The following is a 19,423-nucleotide window of genomic DNA, read 5'->3' as shown; positions in this document are numbered from 1 at the left end:
GCCAGCGCGGTACTGGGTTTCCCCTTAGGGCCCCTTATGTCGCCCAGCCGATCGGAACGAATCGATGGCCTGCGAAGGCGACGTCGCCATTCGGAGGAAATTGGCGAGCATGGCCGGACCGTCCGGCGTGAGGATGCTCTCGGGATGGAACTGCACGCCCCAGCGGGGCAGCTCCCGGTGGGCCATGGCCATGATCTCCCCGCCGGGGCTGCGGCCCGTGACGCGCCAACAACCGGGAAGCGTGGCGGAGTCGGCGATCAGGCTGTGGTACCGGCCCACGGGGAGGCCATGGGGCAGACCCTGGAAGAGGCCCGTCCCGTCATGCTCCAGGGGCGTGGCTTCGCCGTGGAGGGGTTCCTGGGCGCGGATGACCTTCCCCCCGCTGGCCGCCGCCAGGGCCTGGTGGCCCAGGCAGACGCCGAGCATGGGAATGTCCCAATCCGAGCCCGCCAGGGCCATGTGGGCCGGGCTTTCGGTGGGGTGGCCGGGCCCCGGCGACAGCACCACCGCCTCGGGCCTGAGGGCCCTGGCCTCGTTGAGGGTGATGGCGTCGTGGCGGACGACCTTCACCGGGGCGCCCAGCGTCTCGAAGGCCTGCACCAGGTTGTAGGTGAAGGAATCCAGGGCATCAATGAGGAGGATCATCGGGAGGCTCCGGGCAGCTGGACGCCGAGGGCCTGCGCGATGGCGCCCAGCTTGTGCAGGGTCTCGAAGTATTCGGATTCGGGCTTGGAGGCCCGCACCACGCCGGCGCCGGCCTGAATGTGGGCGACGCCGTCCGCATAGACTGCCGTTCGCAGGATGAGGGCCGTGTCCAGGGCGCCATCCGTCCCCAGACGCAGCAGCACGCCGCCGTAGGGCCCGCGCATCTCCCCTTCCAGTTCCGCGATGCGCTGGCAGGCGCGCAGCTTGGGGGCGCCGCTCACGGTGCCTGCCGGGAAGGCTGCCGCCAGCACGTCCAGGGCATCCACGCCCTCCCGGAGCTTGGCCTTCACGGTGGTGGTGAGGTGCAGCACGTGGCTCGTGCGCTGGAGGGCGAGGGGCTTCTCCACCCGGACACCGCCGGGAACGGCCACGCGGCCCAGGTCGTTGCGGGCCAGATCCACCAGCATCTGGTGCTCGGCCAGTTCCTTGGGGTCTCGCTTCAGGGCCTCGAACCGCGCCGCATCCTCCTCCGCGCTCTCGCCGCGGGGCACGGTGCCGGCGATGGGGAGGGTCTCGGCCTCGCCGTCCTGCACCCGCACCAGCATCTCCGGCGAAGCGCCCACCAGGGAGAAGTCCCCCCACTCCAACAGGAAGCCATAAGGGCTCGGGTTCAGGCGGCGGAGGCGGCGGTAGGCTTCCAGGGGCCGCGGCGGATTCTCGATGCGGAATCGCTGGCTGGGTACGAGCTGGTAGACGTCGCCGTCCAGGATCCGATCCTGGGCGGCGCGGACCATGCCTTCGTAGGTCTCACGGGCCACCTGGGCGGCGGCTCGCGGAGCCGGCGCGGCGGAACCCGGATCGCGGACGCCCGCCAGGAGCTGCTCCCGGAGGCCGCGGAGGCGGCGGAACCCGGCCTCCGGTTCTGCGTCCAGCGTCTGAAGTTCCGCCACCTGGTGCAGGTGGTCGAAGACCAGGGCCGTGTCGAAGCGGCGCACCCAGAGACCGGGAAGGCCGAGGCTGTCCCGGGCGGGCTGGGGCAGTGACGGTTCCATGGCCCCCACGGCCTCGAAGCCGAGGTAACCAGCGCAGCCCACGCCGATGGGAAGGGGCACCTTGAACGCTGGCAGCTCCGCGGCGGGATCATGGAGGGCGCCGGCGGGCGGCGGCCCCGCCAGGGCCCGCAGAGATTCGATCCAGCCCCGGGCCGGAGGGGCCAGGCGGCATTCGGCGGAACCCTCCAACAGCACGAAGCTGTGGCGCCCCACCCGCTCGCCCTGATCGCAGGATTCCAGCAGCAGGCTGGCGCCCGCCGGGCGCAGGGCCAGGTAGGCGGCGAGGGGCGTAAGCAGATCCGCAGGAAGCGAGTGTCGGATCAGGTGCATGGGGAAGACCTTGAGAAAACCACAGACCGGCTTTGCCGGGTGGGGTGTGTGGGGGCTGGGGGGTGTGCGCGAAGCGCGGAACCACCGGAAAACATCAAAGAAAAAGCCCGACCGGATGGTCGGGCTCGGAAGGTCCGGGTTGGCGTGGGCCGCTAGGCCTCGCACAGGGAGCCGTCCGAGCCCGCACGCCACCACCAGGCCCCGTGAAGGGAGCCCTGGCGAAGGGACAGGGAGGACAGCGTCATGGAACCGATGTAACCCCATCCACGCGGGCCCTGTCAAGTGTGGTTTGATGAAGGATTGCTTGCGGACGGCCATGACCGAGGATCGCCCCACCACCATCCACACCGAGGATTCGCTTGCGCCCAGGGATCCCTGGCGCTTCCTCCGCCCCGCCCTGCGCGGCGGCTTCAGCCGCTGGGGCTGGGGCCTCATGATCGGGTGGCTGCTGGTGCTCCTGGGACCCGTGCTGGGCTGGGCCGGCCACCTGCGCCGGGCCGCGGGCTGGAGCGCCCTGCCCAGCCACTGGGGCGAGCGCATCAGCGCCCGGGACGTCTGGGAGCTGTGGGAGAACGGCGGGCTTCAGCATCGCCTGGCGAATTCCCCGACGGTGCACCTCTTCGGCCTGGGCCTCGTGATTGTCCTGTGGTGCGGCTGGCGCATGCAGGCGGAGCGTGCGGGCTTGAAGGCCCGGCTGGGCTCCTGGCTGCTGGGCGCCCTGGACACGGTCCTCATCGGATTTCTTCCGATAGGCCTCCTCGCCTGGCTCGGGGACATCGTCCTGACCTGGCTCGGAGGCCTCGGAATCGACGGTCTGGGCTGGACCGCCTTCTTCGGCCGGCCCCTGCTCTGGATGGCGGCGGTGGCGGCCCTGAACCTCCAGTGGTGGTTCTGCCGCCTGGGGCGCGCAGCCGGCCCGCCCCGCGGCTACCGCGCCCACCTGAGCGACTGTTTCCTTCGGCTGTGGACGCACCCTGTCCAGTGGAGCCTTCTCTCCCTTGGCGGCGCGGCCCTGAGGTCGCTGCTGCCCTTCCTGGTGCTGGTCCTGGCTTGGCGGATGGGAGGCGGGACCCCATTCCGCGTCGGCCTGTTCCTCGCCCTGCAGCTGGCTGTCACCCTGCTCAACGGCTGGCTGATGGGCTGGCTGTTGCGCGCCACCGCCCTGTACTGGGCCCATGATGCCGCCGTTCGCACCGCCCGCACCGCCCTGAAGGACCTGTCCCGTGAAGCCATCGCCAGCTAGCGCCCTGGTCGCCCTCCTGCTTGCCGCTCCCCTGGCGGCCCAATCGCCGGACGCCAAGGCCGAAGTCATCCCCGTCACCGAAGCAATCCCGGATGACCCCGAGATCCAGAAGGTCATCGCGCCTCTGGCGGAGGAAATCCGGGCCAGCTTCGGCCAGCCGCTGGTGCAGGCGCCCCAGGGCGTGTTCCGCGGGAGGCGGGGCGAGGAGAACCTGCTGGGCTACTGGGTCTCCGACGTCATGCGCCAGGCGGCCCAGCCCCTGGTCGGCGCCCCGGTGCGCTTCGCCATCACCAATGGGGGCGGGCTGCGGGCCAACCTGCGCCCGGGACAGCTGAAGGTGGGTGACATCTTCGAGCTGATGCCCTTCGAAAATGAGTTGGTGGTGATCGAGCTCACCGGCGCCGAGGTCATCCAGGTGGTGAAGGAGGGACTGCTCCGCCGCGGCGGCGAACCCTGCTCCGGCGTGAAGGTGAAGGTCGAGGGCACGCCCCAACAGGCGACGCTCATCGTCACCTGGGAAGACGGAACTCCCATCGACCCCACCGCCGTGGTGAAGGTCGCGACCACGGACTACCTCTACGGAGGCGGCGACTCCATCCCCACCCTGAAGAAGGGGCGGAAGCCGTTCACCACCGGCGTCACCCTGCGGCAGATGCTCCTGGACCAGTGCGCCGCCCTGGGCAAGGCGGGGAAGGACCTGCTGCCGCCCGCGCCAGGGCGCTACATCGTGCCTGTGCCGATCCTGGAAGCCATCCGCGACAAGACATTCAAGCTCTAGGAACGCCCATGGACCGCCGCCATTTCCTCGCCTCCCTCGGTGCCGCCGCCGTGGCTTCCCAGGTGCCCCTGAAGGCCGCGGAAGCCCCGGCCGCGGGTCGCATCACCCTGCTGCACACCAACGATACCCACTCGCGCATCGAACCTTTCGGCCCTGGCAACGGGGCCATCAGCGGCAAGGGCGGCATGGCCCGCCGGGCCACCCTCGTGAAGCAGCTCCGGAGCCAGCTGGGACCCGTGCTGCTGCTGGATGCCGGCGACACCTTCCAGGGGACGCCCTACTTCAACCGCTACAAGGGCCGGCTCGACTACCAGCTCATGCGGATGATCGGGTACGACGCCACCACCCTGGGCAACCACGACTTCGACAACGGCGTGGAGATGCTGGTGGAGGCCATGGCGTCCATGGAAAAGCTCCAGCACCGGAACCCGCCCTTCGCCTTCCTGAACTGCAACTTCGACTGCAAGGGTGCCCCCGAGCTGGCCAGGCGGATCCGCCCGTACATGGTCCGGGAGTTCCCGGGCGTGAAGGTGGGCATCACGGGCGTGGGCGTGGCCTTCGCGGGCCTCGTGGCCCCGAAGAACCACGAGGGCATCATCTGGAAGGACCCCTTCGAGAGCCTGAAACCCGTGGTGAAGCGGCTCCGGGAGGTCGAGAAAGTGGACCTGGTGGTCGTCCTCTCCCACCTGGGCTACGACGTGAAGGACGCCGCCTACGATGACCTGCGGATGCCCGGCCGAGTGGCGGGCATCGATGCCATCATCGGCGGCCACAGCCACACCTTCCTGGACGCGCCGGTGAAGGTGAAGCAGGCCCAGGGGGAAACCCTCGTGTTCCAGGTCGGATTCGGGGGCGTGAACCTCGGCCGCATGGACTTCACCCTGGCGCGCGGCGAGGTCAGGGCAGCCTCCGGAGCTGCCATGCCGGTGGTGGGCTGAGGGGCTTGCCCAGGACCGGAGTGACGGAAGTCCCAAATCCCCGTCCCCACAGGGAAACCCGCTTGATGGCGGGCTTTTGCCGTGGGAGCCTGCCTTGAATGCCCTGTGCCGGAACAGCGGGGGTCCAGGCCCCGGCGCTGCCGTAAACGCCCATAAGGAGAGCCCATGACCACGCAGAAGATCATCTGGACGGAGATCGACGAGGCGCCCGCGCTGGCGACCTATTCCCTGCTGCCGATCATCCAGGCTTTCACCAAGGGCACCGGGATCTCCGTCGAGACCTCCGACATCTCCCTGGCGGGCCGAATCCTCGCCACCTTCCCCGAGAACCTGAGCCCGGCCCAGCGTGTCCCCGACAACCTGGCCGCCCTCGGCGCCCTGGCCCTGAAACCCGAAGCCAACATCATCAAGCTCCCCAACATCAGCGCCTCCATCCCGCAGCTCAAGGCCGCCATCAAGGAGCTCCAGTCCCAGGGCTTCAACGTGCCGGACTACCCGGAGCAGCCCACCGAGGAAGTGGAGAAGGCCATCCAGGCCCGCTACGCCAAGGTGCTGGGCAGCGCCGTGAACCCCGTGCTCCGCGAGGGCAACTCCGACCGTCGCGCTCCGCTGTCCGTGAAGAACTACGCGAAGAAGCACCCGCACAAGATGGCCGCCTGGGCCCCCGATTCCAAAGCCCGCGTGGCCCACATGACCGCCGGCGACTTCTTCGGCAGCGAGACCTCCACCACCCTCGGCAAGGCCACGACCGCCCGCATCGAGTTCGTGGGCGCGGATGGCGCTCTCAAGGTCCTCAAGGACAAGCTGCCCCTCCAGGCCGGCGAGGTCCTCGACGCCTCCGTCATGAGCGTCAAGGCCCTCCGCGCCTTCTATGCCGAGCAGATCGACGCGGCCAAGCGCGACGGCCTCCTGCTCTCCCTGCACCTCAAGGCCACCATGATGAAGATCTCCGATCCCGTCATGTTCGGCCACGCCGTATCCGTCTTCTACCAGCCGGTCTTCGAGAAGCACAACGCCACCCTGCGCGAGCTGGGCGTGAACACCGCCAACGGGCTGGGTGATGTCTACGCCAAGATCCAGGCCCTGCCCGAAGCCCAGCGTGCGGCCATCGAGGCGGACATCCAGGCCGTCTACGCCACCCACCCGGCCCTGGCCATGGTGGACTCGGACAAGGGCATCACGAACCTGCACGTACCCAATGACGTCATCGTGGACGCCTCCATGCCCGTGGTGGTGCGCGACGCAGGCAAGATGTGGGGCGCCGACGGCAAGCTCCACGACACCCTGGCCATGATCCCGGACCGCTGCTACGCCACGATGTACAAGACCATCATCGAGGACTGCCAGAAGCACGGCGCCTTCGATCCCGCCACCATCGGCAGCGTGCCCAATGTGGGTCTCATGGCGCAGAAGGCCGAGGAGTACGGCTCCCACGACAAGACCTTCTTCGCCCCGGCCGCCGGGACCATCCGCATCGTGGACGAGTCCGGCGCCACCCTGCTCTCCCAGAAGGTGGAAGAGGGCGACATCTTCCGCGGCTGCCAGGCCAAGGACGCCCCCATCCAGGACTGGGTCAAGCTGGCGGTCACCCGCGCCCGCCTGACCGGCGCCCCCGCCATCTTCTGGCTGGACAAGGCCCGCGCCCACGACGCCCAGATGATCGCCAAGGTGGAGACCTACCTCAAGAACCACGACACCAAGGGCCTGGACATCCGCATCCTGTCCCCGGATGAGGCCATGAAGGTCTCCTGCGAGCGCATCCGCAAGGGCCTCGACACCATCAGCGTCACCGGCAACGTCCTGCGCGACTACCTCACGGACCTCTTCCCCATCATCGAGCTGGGCACCAGCGCCAAGATGCTCTCCATTGTGCCCCTGCTGGGCGGCGGCGGCCTCTTCGAGACCGGCGCGGGCGGTTCCGCCCCCAAGCACGTCCAGCAGTTCCAGAAGGAGGGCTACCTCCGCTGGGATTCTCTGGGCGAGTTCTCGGCCTTCTGCGCCTCCCTGGAGCACGTGGCCAACGCCTTCAAGAACGCCAAGGCCGGCGTGCTGGCTGAAACGCTCGATGTGGCCATCGCCAAGTTCCTCGACAACGACAAGTCCCCCGCACGCAAGGTGGGCCAGATCGACAACCGCGGCAGCCACTTCTACCTGGCCCTCTACTGGGCCCAGGCCCTGGCCGCCCAGACGAAGGACGCCGAACTCCAGGCCCGCTTCGTCAAGGTGGCGAAGCAGCTCGGGGACAACGAGGCGAAGATCAACGAGGAACTGATCGCGGCCCAGGGCAAGCCCGTGGACATGGGCGGCTACTACCACCCGGACCACGCCAAGACCGGCGCCGCCATGCGGCCCAGCACCACCCTGAACGCCATCATCGACGCCATGGCCTGATCCAGGCCGGAACAACCAGAGGCACCTCGCGGGTGCCGGGATGCACGGTGTCCCGGCACCCGCTGGCTTTTCGACCAAAACTCAGGTGTGGGGCGAAGCTGGCCGTCAAGCCGGGTATGACGTGTTCGCCCATCCCTGATCTAGCCCAGCACCCTCCCTCTCGAAGGCTCGCCAGGCCTGGTTTCGCGCCTGGCGTCGCGTGTGGAGCGGCCTCCGGCGTTCCATCTGGATCCGCCTGAATTCGACTGGCTCTGAGGCTGGCAGGGCATGCATGGCCCATTCCTGCGGCCGCCCCGGAAGAAATTTGCCGGGCATTGATCCTCCTGGGCAATTACCGCACTCAGTATAAATTTCCCATGAATATTCACGATTTATTTATGCAACCCTAACGGAAATGCCTCGGGTCTGAGGTGAGGGAGCCATGGGGCATCCTCGCTCACGTCCGCCCCTCCAAACACCTCCAGGAGCCACTTATGCACACGCTCTCCCGTATCTTCGCGGGCGCCCTTCTTCTGGCCGCGCCGGTCGCCTTCGCACAGTCCGCCACCGCCACGGCGTCCAGCGTCCCCGCCTCGGCCCGCATCTATGTGCCCATCACCGTGAGCCTCACCAATGGTGGCCTGAGCTTCGGCGACATCTTCGCGAGCACCGCGGGCGGCGACGTGACGCTGGACCCCCAGAACAACACCCGCACGACCACCGATCCGGCCCTTGGCACCACCGGCTCCGTCAGCGCGGCGACCTTCAAGGTGACCGGGAAGCGCAACGCGACCTATGCCATCACCCTCCCGAGCAATGGCAGCGTGACCTTGACCGGTGCCGGCACCGCCATGCCTGTGAACAATTTCACCGCCTCGGTCGAGGGCGCCGCCGCCACGAGCAACGCCACGGGCCTGCTCCCCAATGTGGCGAACGCTGCGCAGATCTTTGCGGTGGGTGGCACCCTGACCCTCGGCGCCAACCAGACCGATGGTGACTACACCGGCACCTTCAATGTCACGGTCGCCTATAACTGAGGTCCGCTGATCCGCTGGTCACCCAGGGCGTACCCGCGCCCTGGGTTTTCTCCGTACTTGAGGTCTCATGCTTCGTCTCCGTCCCCGGGCCATCGCCTGCCTGTTTCTCGGTCTGCTCGCACTCGGTCTTCCGGCCCAAACGCCGCCGCCTCCCGCCGACGGAGGCATCGGCGACCTCCTGGTGGCCCCGACCCGGGTGGTGTTCGAGGAGCGCAAGCGGAGCGCCGAGCTGAACCTCTCCAACATCGGGCAGACCCGGGCCACCTTCCGGATCTCCCTCGTGCGCATGGAGATGGACGAGACGGGTGGCATCAGGGAGCTGGCATTCGATCCGGGCACCGAGAACCTCCGGTCGCTGTTCCGCTTCTCCCCGCGACAGGTGACCCTCGACCCCCGGGAATCCCAGACGGTGCGCATCCAGGTGCGCAAGCCGGCCCAGCTGCCCGAGGGAGAATACCGCCTGCACATGACCTTCCGCGCGGTGCCTCCCGAGGCGCCCGCGCCCCAGGCCGCGGCGGAGGCGCCCAAAGGAATCGCCATCAAGCTCACGCCCGTCTATGGAATCGCCATCCCCCTCATCGTGCGGCACGGCAAGACATCCGCCACCGTCTCCATCACCGCGCCCACCTTTGACCTCAAGAGCGGCGTCTTGCGCTTCCGCTTGAATCGCGACGGCAACCAGTCGGTCTACGGCGACCTCAAGGCCACGCTTCTCCCGGCCGCCGGAGCCCCGGAAGTCCTGGCAGAGGCCTCGGGCCTGGCCGTCTACACCCCGAATTCTGGCCGGACCGTGGCCCTGCCCATCCGCGGCGGCCGTTCCATCCCTCCGGGCAGCCGGATCCGAATCGCCTACTCCCAGCCCGTGCTGGATGGCGGCCGCCTGTTCGCCGAAACCATCCTGACGACCCCCTGAATGGGCCGCCTCGCCGTCCGCAAGGCCCTCCTGGGCCCGACCCTCATGGGGGTGGCGGCGATGCTGCATGCCGGAGGCTTGGCTCCCGCAGACGCCACCGTCCAGCCGGGGATGCTCGTGAACCGCTCCGAGGAGGAGGTCTTCCTTTTCGCCCTGCGCCTCGACCAGGCGACGGTCAGCAGCACCTTCCCGGGATTCCCCGTGAAGGACGGCGTGCTGGTGCCTCTGGGTGAGCTGTGCCGCTTGCTGGACCTGGCCATCGAGGTCGACCCCAACCGCGGACGGGCCACGGGCTTCTTCATCGACGAGAAGCGCCGCTTCAATCTCGACGTCGCGGCGGGAACGGTGGTGGTGGCGGGCCGCGGCCTTCCGCTCGACCGGTCCTTGATGGAACTCCACTCCGATGACATCTACGTGGACACGCGCCTCCTCGCCGCGTGGCTGCCCCTGGATTTCCAGGTCGTCCTCCGCAGCTCGTCCATCACCGTGTCGCCAAGGGAGCCACTCCCCATTCAGGAGCGCTGGAAGCGGGAGCGCATGGTCGGCCGGTTCCGCCCCTCGGAAGGTCCGAAGGTCTTCCCGCGGTCGCCGGACCCCTATCGCCTATTCGAAGCTCCGATGGTCGACGAGACCCTGCGCCTGACCGCCCGGACATCGCCCGATGCGGATCGCCACGTCCGGGCCCAGAGCACCACATTCGCCGCGGGGGATTTCCTGGGGCTGTCTTCGAACCTCTACGCGATTCTCGATACCGAGAACGGCCTCTCGGAGTTCCGGATGGCCATGGGCCGCCGCGATCCCCATGCGGGCCTGCTCGGCCCGCTCAAGGCGACGGAGTTCGCCTTCGGTGAGGTGCTCGATCCAGGCCTGAACCTGCTCACCCTGCCCATGGCCGGCACGGGAGCTCTGCTCACCAACTACCCGCTCCAGCGGGAGAACGCCTTCGACCGCCATTCCTTCCAGGGGAACCTGTCGCCAGGCTGGCAGGTGGAGCTCTACCGGAACCAGGCGCTCCTGGGCTTCCAGGCCTCCCGCCCCGATGGCCGCTATGAATTCCTGAACGTGCCGCTCTACTTTGGCTGGAACGATTTCCGCCTGGTGTTCTATGGCCCCCAGGGCCAGCGCCGCGAAGAGGTGGTGCGCTTCGATGTGAGCGAGAACCAGACCCCGGAAGGCGAGTTCCAGTACCGGCTGGTGGGCGTGGATCCCCGCCAGGCTGGAAAGCGGGGCCAGGTCGAAGGGCGCTACGGGATCTCCCGGCAGTTCACGGCCGGGTTCTCCCTGTCCAGCCTGGACCTGGACGGGCGCCATCACGCCTACCGTGGGATCGATCTCCAGGGATTCTGGAAGCCGCTTTCGGCGACCTTCAGCGCCGTCAGCGACCAGCTTGGAGGCAGCGTCGCTCAGCTGGGCCTCCGGAGCCGCCTGGGCTCCACCAGCCTCACGGTCAAGCATGCGGAGCTCCAGGATGGCTTCTCCAGCGAAGTGTTCCGGCCCATCTACGGACCGATCCGGAGCCGCAGCGGCCTGGAGACATCCTCCCTGCTGCCCAGCCTGGAGCGCAGCCTCGTCACGCTGGACCTCGGCGCCGCCCGGGACCGGCTCGTGGCGGGCGGCAGCATCGATCGCCTCTACAACCGCGTCTCCACCTCCTTCCAAGGGTACTTCCTCTCCAACGAGATCACCCTGACCCGGGGCCTGGACACGGCGACGCCCTTCCCCGCCATCACCATCGGTGACTTTCTCGCCAGCAAGTTCTTCCGGACCTTCTCGCTGCGGGCGCAGGCGAACTATCAGCTGAGCGGCGGCGCCCGGCGCCTGAACGCCCTGTCCACCTTCCTGGAAACCCCCGTCTTCATCCCCTTCAACCTCCGGGCCGGGCTCACGCACTCGGTGGCCTCCCACGACACCCTGGTGCAGCTCGGTGCCTACAAGACCCAGGGCGCCTATGCTCTCAGTGTGGAGCTGGGCTACTCCACCCACAGCCGCCTGTCCCTGGACCTCACCTTCCGCGTGGGCCTGGCCAGGGAGCCCCGGAACGGCCGGATCCATACGCAGGCGCAGAGCATCGCCGGGCATGGGGCTGTCTCCGCCCGCGCCTTCCTGGATGCCAACGGGAACGGCGTGATGGATGGCGACGAGAAGCCCCTCCAGGGCGTCGGCTTCCTGGCGAACGGCGCCTCGCAGCCAGGCACCACGGATGCGAAGGGCGTGGCCTTCCTCACCAATCTCTCCGGCGATCTCGACGCCAACCTGTCCGCCAACTCCACCACCCTGGAAGATCCGTTCATGCGGCCCCAGGGCCCGGGCCTGCGCGTCACCCCGCGCCAAGGCCATGTGGCGCAGCTCGAGGTCCCCGTGGTGCTGTTCGGCGAGGTCACGGGAACGGCCTACCTGAAGCGTGATGGCGCCTCCGGGGAGCTTCCCGGCCTTCTCCTGGAGCTCGTGGACAGCCAGGGCAAATCCATCAAGACCACCCGGACGGCCTTCGACGGTTTCTACACCCTGTCCGATCTTCCGCCCGGCACCTACCAGCTCCGGGCGCCTGACGCCGAGATCCAGCGACTCGGGCTCTCGAAACTGCCGCCCATCCCCGTGATCGTGACCTCCGAGGGCACGGTCGTGGATGGCCTCGATCTCCTGTTCACCCCAGACCGCTCCAACACGCCCCTTCCGGGGCAGGACGGCCGGAAAGAAGATCAACCATGAGCTTCTCCGCCCTCTCAGCGCTCTCCCGACGGTTCTTCCTGGTGGCCCTGGCACTCGCGGCACTCCCCGCCCACAGCCAGGCCTGGGTGCCGGTCATCAACAAGTACTCGGACATCTCGCTGGGCTATGTCATCCCCAGCGCTTTCGGGGGGACGGTGGTGCTCGCTTCGCCATCCGGCAGCCGGAGCGCCTCAGGCGGAGCCACCCTGGGTTCCTCCGCTGGCGTCAGCCTGGGCAGCTTCACCTTGTCCGGCAAGGTGGGCGACAATTGGTTCGCCTCGGCGGGCAGCCCCGTTCCCTTCCCCCTCGTGGGACCAGGCGGCGCGACAGTGGTCGTCACGGCCGTGGATTGCCAGCCCGCCACCAGCGGCACCTTCCCTTCCACGGGCACCACCGGCTACTACTACCTGGGCGCCACCGTCTCAGTCGGTTCGAGCGCCATCACGCCGGCGGGAACCTACACCGGCAGCTACACCCTGAATGTGATGGACCCCTTCAAGGGAGCCATCACCCCCATGGCCTTCTCAGTGCAGATCCAGATCGCGCCGGTCATCAGCCTCACGGAGCTCACAGGACTGCGGTTCGGGGCGGTCTTCACGAGTCCGGCCCCTGGAACTGTGGTGCTCAGTCCCGCAGGCACGCTCAGCACGACGGGCGGCGTGAGCCTGGGTTCCCAGCTGCCGGTCGGACCCGCCACCTTCTCCGTGACCGGTGCCGCCAACGCCACCTACGCCATCACCCTTCCGGGCAGCGTCGTCCTCAGCTCTCCGGATGGGACCCTCACGGTGACGGCCTTCACGAGTTCTCCGGGACCGACGGGCCGCCTGGACCTCGCCGGGCGGCAGACACTGAGCGTGGGAGGCACGCTGAACGTGGCCGCCGGCCAACCCGACGGCGACTACGCCGGGACCTTCAGCGTGACCGTGGCCTACAATTGATCTAGAGCGATCCGGCCTGGATGGGCGTCCCGAAGGCGTCCCGGATCATCAGGACGCCCCCCGCATGACGAATCTCACGGGCGAGGAACCGCTGCCGGCCGTCGACCACACTCCTGGACGCGAGGACCTCGAGAGGGGTTCCCGTTTGGAACAGCCCTGAGGTGTTCCAGGCGCCGGTGTCCACCCGCAGGACTCCAGCCGCCAGGCGGATCCGGATCGACCGGCCCTCCCAGCCTTCGACCAGGCCGTGGATGGTCACTTCCGTCGAAAGGTCATAATCCGCCGCTTCGCGGGGGCGGATCCGGACCGTACAGGTGGCGCCGCTCGTGCTCTGGGCCATGGCCACGGCTTCCGAGCCACCGGCCAGGGCCAGCAGGAGCCCCAGGCGGCAGGTCGATCGGAAGGTTCCAAGGCGGCCCATTGGGCACTCCTCGCAGGTGGTCAACCCTCTTTTCGACCCTGGGGAAGGCCGCGATAACACCCCTGATTAAAAAAGAATGGGTCAATCGGGGCCGGCAGCCCGAGACCAACCTCGGTTTAAGTGTTGTTATTAAGACTATTAACATATATTTGAGGCCACGACAGGCTCTCCCCGGCTTCCGTTGCCGACCCGGCCATCAGGTGGCCCGAAGGCAGTACCGGAGGAAGGCTTCACACGACCAGCGGCCGTTTCTGTTCGCGGTCACGCAGGGTCAGAACAGCCCCACCACGCGGCCTGTCTCCGGATCGATGTCCACATCGTAGAAGCCGGGCCTCGTGGGGAGGCCTGGCATGGTGGCCATCTTGCCCAGCAACGGATACAGGAACCCGGCCCCGGCGCTGAGGCGGACATCCCTCACCGGGATGCGGAAGCCCGTGGGGACCCCCTTCAAGGCCGGGTCGTGGCTCAGGCTCAGGTGCGTCTTGGCCATGCAGATGGGCAGGCGGTCGTAGCCAAGCCGCGTGTAGGCATCGATCTTCGCTTCGGCCTCCGGCGCGTAGTCCACGCCGTCGGCGCCGTAGACCTCCGTGGCGATGGTTTCGATCTTCTGCTTGATGGGCTCGTCCACGCCGTAGAGGAAACGGAACTCCGAGGGGCGCTCGCAGACGCGCATGACGGCCCGGCCTAGATCCAGGGCCCCTTCCCCGCCCAGGGCCCAGTTCCGGCAGACCACCGCGTCCTCCGCGCCGCTCTCCAGGGAGGCCCGGCGCACCAGGTCCAGTTCCGCGGGGCTGTCCGTGGCGAAGCCGTTCACCGCCACCACCACGGGCACACCGAACTTCCGGGCGATGCGGATGTGGTGCAGCAGGTTGGGCAGGCCCTGGCGGAGCAGGTCCAGGTTCTCATCCACATAGACCGGATCCAGGGGCTTCCCCGCCACCACCTTGGGCCCGCCGCCGTGCATCTTGAGGGCGCGCACGGTGGCCACCAGCACCACGGCGTCAGGCTTCAACCCGGAAACGCGACACTTGATGTCGAAGAACTTCTCCATGCCCATGTCAGCGCCGAAACCCGACTCGGTGACCACGTAGTCCGCCAGCTTGAGGGCGATCTGGTCGGCCAGGATGGAGCTGTTTCCATGGGCGATGTTGGCGAAGGGGCCCGCATGCACGAACACGGGCGTGCCCTCCAGCGTCTGCATGAGGTTCGGCTTCAGCGCGTCCTTCATGAGCACGGTCATGGCGCCGGCCACGCCCAGATCCTCGGCGGTCACCGCGCGCCCCTGTCGATCAAGGCCCACCACCATGCTTCCCAGCCTGCGCCGCATGTCCTGGAGGCCCGTGGTGAGGGCCAGGACGGCCATGATCTCGCTGGCCACGGAGATGTCGAAGCCCGTCTCCCGGGCGAAGCCCTGCTCCTCCTCGCCCTGCCCCACGGTCACGCCCCGAAGGAACCGGTCGCTGGTGTCCAGGATGCGGCGCCAGGTGATGGCGGCGGGGTCCAGATCCAGCCGGCAGACGCGACAGCGCTCCTCCGGCGTGAAATCGTCGGGATTCCCCTTGGTGATGCCCAGCCTCGCGCAGCGCAGCTGCAGCGACCGCGGGAACTTCCTTCCGGATTTTCCTTTCGGGAAGATCCGCTCGAACAGCTGCTCGTCCGAAGCGCCGGCCTCATGGAGGATGCGGGCGTCGATGGCCGCGGCGCACAGGTTGTGGGCCGCGGTGATGGCGTGGATGTCCCCGGTGAGGTGGAGGTTGAAGTCCTCCATGGGAATCACCTGGCTGTAGCCGCCGCCGGCGGCTCCTCCCTTGATGCCGAAGGTGGGACCCTGGCTGGGCTGGCGGATGCAGGTCACCACGCGCTGGCCCAGGTGCGCCCCCAGGGCCTGGCTGAGTCCCACCGTGACCGTGGTCTTGCCTTCCCCCAACGGCGTCGGGGTAATGGCGGTGACGTCGATGTACTTGCCGTCGGGACGGCCCTGCAGACGGTCCCGCACCTCCAGCCGCACTTTGGCCTTGGTGGGGCCGTAGAGCTCCAGCTCGTCCGCCTCGAGGCCCAGCTCCGCGGCCACCTGGCTGATGGGCTTGAGGGTCGCCGCCTGGGCAATGTCCAGATCCGAGGGCACAGGGGTTCTGCGCTGCAGGACCGTGGGCGTGAAGGGCCGCGTGACGGTGGTCATGCCGTCTCCTCGAAAAGATCCACCCCAACTATAAGTAAAAAACGACTGAATGGTCGCCATTGAGCCGCCTGTGTTGATTCACGTCACAGCCACCCGCATGCTGGATCCATGCGTCGTCTGACCGGGGTCGCCACCCACCGCTTCAGGGAGAAGGCTTCGGTCTTCCTCACCGAGCTGCACCCCGCATTGGATGCTGAAGACCGGGCCGTCGTGCTGGCCTCGCTTCGCAAGCGGGACTTCGACGCCACGCACCACTGCAGCGCCTGGCGGGAAGGCGTCCCGGTCGCGGCTTTCGGCGCCGATGATGACGGCGAGCCCTCCGGCACGGCCGGGAAACCCATGCTGGTGGTGCTGGAGGGCGCCGAGGCCACCGACCTCATCGCGGTCTGCATCCGATGGTACGGGGGAACCAAGCTCGGCACTGGCGGTCTGGTGAGGGCCTATACGGAGGGTGTCCAGGGCGCCCTGGCCGAAGCCGCAGCCCAGGGCCTCTGGGAGGAGGTCCGGATCCTCCGCCAAGGGGAGATCCGTGTCCCCGCGGCCCAGGCCCATCTGCCCTTCGCCCTGCTGGGAGGCTTTCCCGCCGCTGCCGTGACCGGCCAGACCTTCGAGGGAGACGCAGCCACCATCCGCTTCGAGTGCCCGCCGGAACTCTGTCCCGCCCTCGACCATGCCTGGCGGGAGCGCAGCCGGGGCGGGACGATCGCCTGGGCTTGACCACTCGCCGATCCCCACCCGCCGTTCGCCGATCCCGGCCCGGTTTCCTGTCAAGACGCCCGTAGCTTGGTCATGCGGAAGGAGGCGCCCATGATCCAGCTGGGATGGTTCATCGACAGCCCCTGGTGGTGGCTGGCCCTGTGGCTGCCCACGCTCGCCTTCAGCTTCTCCGCGGGTTCCGGCCGAAAGGAGCGCCACCCATGAACGTCCAGGAACGCCCCCCTGTCTTTTCCGTCAAGTTGGTCCTCGGCCTGGTGGTCATTACGGTGGGCCTGATTCTTCTGGTGGACAGCCTCCACTGGCTCGACGCCTGGCACCTGCTGGCCTGGTGGCCGCTGGCGGTGGCCGCCGTGGGCCTCGCCCGTCTGGTCCAGGATGGTCTCCTCAGCCTCCGCGGTCACATCTGGCTGGGCTTCGCCGTCGCGGGCTTCATCTCCCAGTTCGGCCCCTGGGGGCTCCTGGAGCGCTGGTGGCCGGTCTTCCTGGTGTGGGGCGGCCTCATCGTCACGCTCCGCGCCCTGTTTCCCCAATGGAGCCCGCCGCCCCGCTGCAGGCGCCGCCGGCCGTCGCCATCCGAGCCCGATTCCTGTGATCCTGATTCCGGATCCACGCAGGTGAACCCATGAACGCCGCCGACGACATCCGGACTCCGAGTCCGTTCAGCCCCAAGCTGGTGCTGGGCGTCGCCATCATCGTGGCGGGCCTCGTGCTCACCCTGGACAACCTGGGCCTTGTCCAGGCTCATACCCTCTTCAAGCTCTGGCCGCTGGTGCTGGTGGCCGTGGGCATCGCCAAGATCCGCCAGGACCGGCAGGGCAGCAGCACGGGCGGCTGGTTCCTGGTGTTGGGCGGTGCCTTCCTGCTGCTCTTCACCTTCGGCCACGGCCACCTGGCGGATGCGCTAGGCCCCATGCTGGTGGTGGGCCTTGGCATCCTCATCGTCACCAAGGCCCTCAAGCAGAGCCGCGGCATCCCGCCCGAGCTGGCCCGCTCCGACGACTTCCTCCAGGGCACGGCCATTTTCGGCGGCTTCAAGCGGCGTGTGGTGACCCAGGCCTTCAAGGGCGGCGAGCTGACGGCCATCTTCGGCGGCTACGAGGTGGACCTCCGGCAGGCGGCGATGGAGAACGGCCAGGCCCGCATCGATGTCTTCGTGCTCTTCGGCGGCGGGGAGATCCGTGTGCCGGAGGGGTGGGAAGTCGTCCATCGCGCCACGGCCATCGCCGGCGCCCTCAACGACGGAACCCACCACGGTCCCGCTCCGGCGGAGGGCCGGCCCCGCCTGGTGATCACGGGGCTGATCCTCTTCGGCGGCACCGAGGTCAAGAGCTGATGCATCCCCTCCTGGCCAACCGGGCGCGTCTGGGGGCCTACCTCCTGGGGTGGGCCCCCATCGCCCTGCTGCTGATGGGAATCGCCCGCACCCAGAACTGGAGCTGGGCGGAGGCAGCGGCCTTGGCCCTGCCCCTCTGCCTGATCGCGGCCTTCCTCTTCCTGTCCGCCTGGTTTCTCTGCCGGGCGCTCCCGCTTGGCCAGCGGGTGGAAACGCTGGGCTCCCACGGAGCGGCCTGGGGCCTGGCAGCCGTGCTCATGGGCAGCATCTGGGCGGGGCTGGCCTGGCTGCTGGCCCGGATCCTGGCCTGGATCCCCGGCCTTGGCACCCTGCCCCGCCACGTGGACATCGCCCTGCCCGTGCTCACGGGCGTGGGCATCCTGCTCTACCTGGCCTCCGTGGCCCTCAGCTACCTCATGCTGGCCCAGGAGCGCGCCCTGGAAGCCGAACGGAAGGGTGCCGAGCTCCAGATCCTGGCCCAGGAGTCGGAGCTGAAGGCCTTGCGGGCCCAGCTCAATCCCCACTTCCTGTTCAACAGCCTGAATTCACTGTCGGCGTTGACCGCCGTGGATCCCGCCCGGGCGCGGGAGATGTGCGTGCTGCTTTCGGATTTCCTCCGCCGCAGCCTGGGCCTGGGCGAGCGCCGCCAGGTCGTCCTGCAGGAGGAGCTCGAGCTGGCTCGGGCCTACCTGGCCATTGAGCAGATCCGCTTCGGCAACCGCCTGAAGCTCGACTGGCGCATCGATCCCGCCGCGGAACCGGCCCTCCTGCCCACCCTGCTGCTGCAGCCGCTGGTGGAGAACGCCATCAAGCACGGCATTGCGGCCCTGCCGGAGGGCGGCACCCTGGCCGTGGCTGCGGAGGTGGTGGAAGGACACGTTCTGCTGAAGGTGGATAACCCGCTGGATGCCGACGCTCCGGTCCCCCAGGGTCTGGGGCTCGGGCTGCGCCAGGTCCGCCAACGCCTGCTGGGCCGCTTCGGGAACCGGGCCCGGTTCGAAGCCACGGCCCAGGACGGCCTCCACCGCGTCACGCTGGTCTTCCCTTTGGAGATGGAGCCATGAAAGCCCTGATCATCGACGACGAGGATCTCGCGCGTTCCGTCGTGCGCGAGCACCTGGCCGCCCACCCCGATGTGGAGGTGGTGGGTGAATGCGCCAACGGCTTCGAGGCCCTGAAGGCCGCCGCCGAGCACCACCCAGACCTCGTCTTCCTGGACATCCAGATGCCCAAGCTGGACGGCTTCGAAGTGCTGGAGCTCCTGGAGGCGGAAGGGAAGCGCCCCGCCGTGGTCTTCGTCACCGCCTACGATCAGCACGCCATGCGCGCCTTCGAATCCCATGCGGTGGACTACCTGCTGAAGCCCTTCTCAAAGGAGCGCTTCGACGCGGCCCTGGCCAAAGCCCGGGTTCTCCAGGCCACCCAGCCTGCGGCTCCGGTCCCGTCCGCGACGGATCTCGCCTCGGCGGCACGCCAGGGAAAGCCTTTGGAGCGCATCGTGGTGAAGGACGGCCCGAAGGTGACGGTGGTCCACCTGGACCGCCTGGACTGGATCCAGGCCCAGGACGACTACGTGCTCCTCCGCACCGAGGGCCGGAGCCTGCTCAAGCAGCAGACCCTGGCCAGCCTGGAATCCCAGCTCGATCCGAACCGGTTCATCCGCATCCACCGCAGCTACATCCTGAACCTCGACCGCCTCGTGCGGATCGAGCAGGACAGCAAGGAGCACCGGGACGCGATCCTCCGCGACGGCACCACCCTCCCCATCAGCCGCGCCGGCTACCAGCGGCTGCGAACCCTATGGGAAGGTGCCTGAATGC

At 68.3% G+C, this 19,423-nt stretch carries 17 protein-coding genes; 13 read left to right on the top strand and 4 right to left on the bottom strand.

The genetic code is table 11. The features are described 5' to 3' along the window. Positions 1-24: 24 nt before the first annotated feature. Both ML539_RS05000 and ML539_RS04995 read right to left on the bottom strand, forming a co-directional pair. Positions 25-645 carry an aminodeoxychorismate/anthranilate synthase component II gene (locus tag ML539_RS05000; protein WP_243321236.1) on the bottom strand — a complete coding sequence of 207 codons (621 nt, stop codon included), beginning with the start codon at positions 643-645 and terminating at the stop codon, positions 25-27. Then, positions 642-2,027 (bottom strand): anthranilate synthase component I family protein, encoded by a 1,386-nt coding sequence (locus tag ML539_RS04995; RefSeq protein ID WP_243321234.1) that lies wholly within the window; start codon positions 2,025-2,027, stop codon positions 642-644. The genes ML539_RS05000 and ML539_RS04995 overlap by 4 nt, the downstream gene beginning before the upstream one ends. A 316-nt stretch (positions 2,028-2,343) precedes the next feature. Here ML539_RS04995 and ML539_RS04990 point away from each other — a divergent pair, with 316 nt between their 5' ends. The 8 genes from ML539_RS04990 (at position 2,344) to ML539_RS04955 (ending at position 12,953) form a co-directional block, all read left to right on the top strand. Continuing rightward, a complete protein-coding gene (locus ML539_RS04990; RefSeq protein WP_243321232.1) occupies positions 2,344-3,270 on the top strand; it encodes a hypothetical protein in 927 nt (308 codons plus the stop codon). Then, positions 3,251-4,048, top strand: a complete 798-nt coding sequence (locus ML539_RS04985; RefSeq protein ID WP_243321230.1) for a 5'-nucleotidase C-terminal domain-containing protein — start codon at positions 3,251-3,253, stop codon at positions 4,046-4,048. Before ML539_RS04990 ends, ML539_RS04985 begins: the two co-directional genes overlap by 20 nt. Before the next feature lie 8 nt (positions 4,049-4,056). Next, complete coding sequence (locus ML539_RS04980; RefSeq protein ID WP_243321228.1) at positions 4,057-4,986, top strand: metallophosphoesterase; 930 nt, start codon at positions 4,057-4,059, stop codon at positions 4,984-4,986. A 165-nt stretch (positions 4,987-5,151) separates the two neighbouring features. Continuing rightward, on the top strand, positions 5,152-7,377 hold the full coding sequence (locus tag ML539_RS04975) for an NADP-dependent isocitrate dehydrogenase (RefSeq protein ID WP_243321226.1): 2,226 nt from the start codon (positions 5,152-5,154) through the stop codon (positions 7,375-7,377). Positions 7,378-7,850: 473 nt separating this feature from the next. Then, positions 7,851-8,393, top strand: a complete 543-nt coding sequence (locus ML539_RS04970) for a DUF4402 domain-containing protein (protein WP_243321223.1) — start codon at positions 7,851-7,853, stop codon at positions 8,391-8,393. Positions 8,394-8,460: 67 nt separating this feature from the next. Beyond that, the gene (locus ML539_RS04965) at positions 8,461-9,306 is read left to right on the top strand and encodes a fimbria/pilus periplasmic chaperone (protein ID WP_243321222.1); all 846 of its coding nucleotides are present in this window, start codon (positions 8,461-8,463) and stop codon (positions 9,304-9,306) included. Then, entirely contained in the window at positions 9,307-12,015 is a 2,709-nt protein-coding gene (locus ML539_RS04960; RefSeq protein ID WP_243321220.1) for a carboxypeptidase-like regulatory domain-containing protein, read from the top strand. Continuing rightward, positions 12,012-12,953, top strand: coding sequence for a DUF4402 domain-containing protein (locus tag ML539_RS04955; RefSeq protein WP_243321217.1), 942 nt, complete (start codon positions 12,012-12,014; stop codon positions 12,951-12,953). The genes ML539_RS04960 and ML539_RS04955 overlap by 4 nt, the downstream gene beginning before the upstream one ends. A 1-nt stretch (position 12,954) precedes the next feature. On the opposite strand, the gene ML539_RS04950 is transcribed toward ML539_RS04955, so the two are convergent. Then, positions 12,955-13,374 (bottom strand): hypothetical protein, encoded by a 420-nt coding sequence (locus ML539_RS04950; protein WP_243321215.1) that lies wholly within the window; start codon positions 13,372-13,374, stop codon positions 12,955-12,957. 271 nt (positions 13,375-13,645) lie between these two features. Next, positions 13,646-15,553, bottom strand: coding sequence for a formate--tetrahydrofolate ligase (locus tag ML539_RS04945; RefSeq protein ID WP_243321213.1), 1,908 nt, complete (start codon positions 15,551-15,553; stop codon positions 13,646-13,648). A 108-nt stretch (positions 15,554-15,661) separates the two neighbouring features. Here ML539_RS04945 and ML539_RS04940 point away from each other — a divergent pair, with 108 nt between their 5' ends. The 5 genes from ML539_RS04940 to ML539_RS04920 all read left to right on the top strand — a co-directional run bounded on the left by ML539_RS04940 (position 15,662) and on the right by ML539_RS04920 (position 19,419). Beyond that, positions 15,662-16,270, top strand: a complete 609-nt coding sequence (locus ML539_RS04940) for a YigZ family protein (RefSeq protein WP_243321211.1) — start codon at positions 15,662-15,664, stop codon at positions 16,268-16,270. A 200-nt stretch (positions 16,271-16,470) separates the two neighbouring features. Then, positions 16,471-16,896: a hypothetical protein gene (locus ML539_RS04935; protein ID WP_243321209.1), complete on the top strand. Its 426-nt coding sequence runs from the start codon at positions 16,471-16,473 to the stop codon at positions 16,894-16,896. Continuing rightward, positions 16,893-17,603, top strand: a complete 711-nt coding sequence (locus tag ML539_RS04930) for a DUF5668 domain-containing protein (RefSeq protein ID WP_243321207.1) — start codon at positions 16,893-16,895, stop codon at positions 17,601-17,603. The genes ML539_RS04935 and ML539_RS04930 overlap by 4 nt, the downstream gene beginning before the upstream one ends. Then, the gene (locus tag ML539_RS04925) at positions 17,603-18,667 is read left to right on the top strand and encodes a histidine kinase (protein WP_243321204.1); all 1,065 of its coding nucleotides are present in this window, start codon (positions 17,603-17,605) and stop codon (positions 18,665-18,667) included. Before ML539_RS04930 ends, ML539_RS04925 begins: the two co-directional genes overlap by 1 nt. After that, positions 18,664-19,419, top strand: coding sequence for a response regulator (locus tag ML539_RS04920; protein WP_243321201.1), 756 nt, complete (start codon positions 18,664-18,666; stop codon positions 19,417-19,419). Before ML539_RS04925 ends, ML539_RS04920 begins: the two co-directional genes overlap by 4 nt. Positions 19,420-19,423 lie beyond the last annotated feature (4 nt).

This window comes from Geothrix sp. SG200 (genome assembly GCF_022808935.1).
Taxonomy (GTDB): Bacteria; Acidobacteriota; Holophagae; order Holophagales; family Holophagaceae; genus Geothrix; species Geothrix alkalitolerans.
Note: the sequence above shows the minus strand (reverse complement) of the source record. Positions and strands in the feature narration are given on the sequence as shown.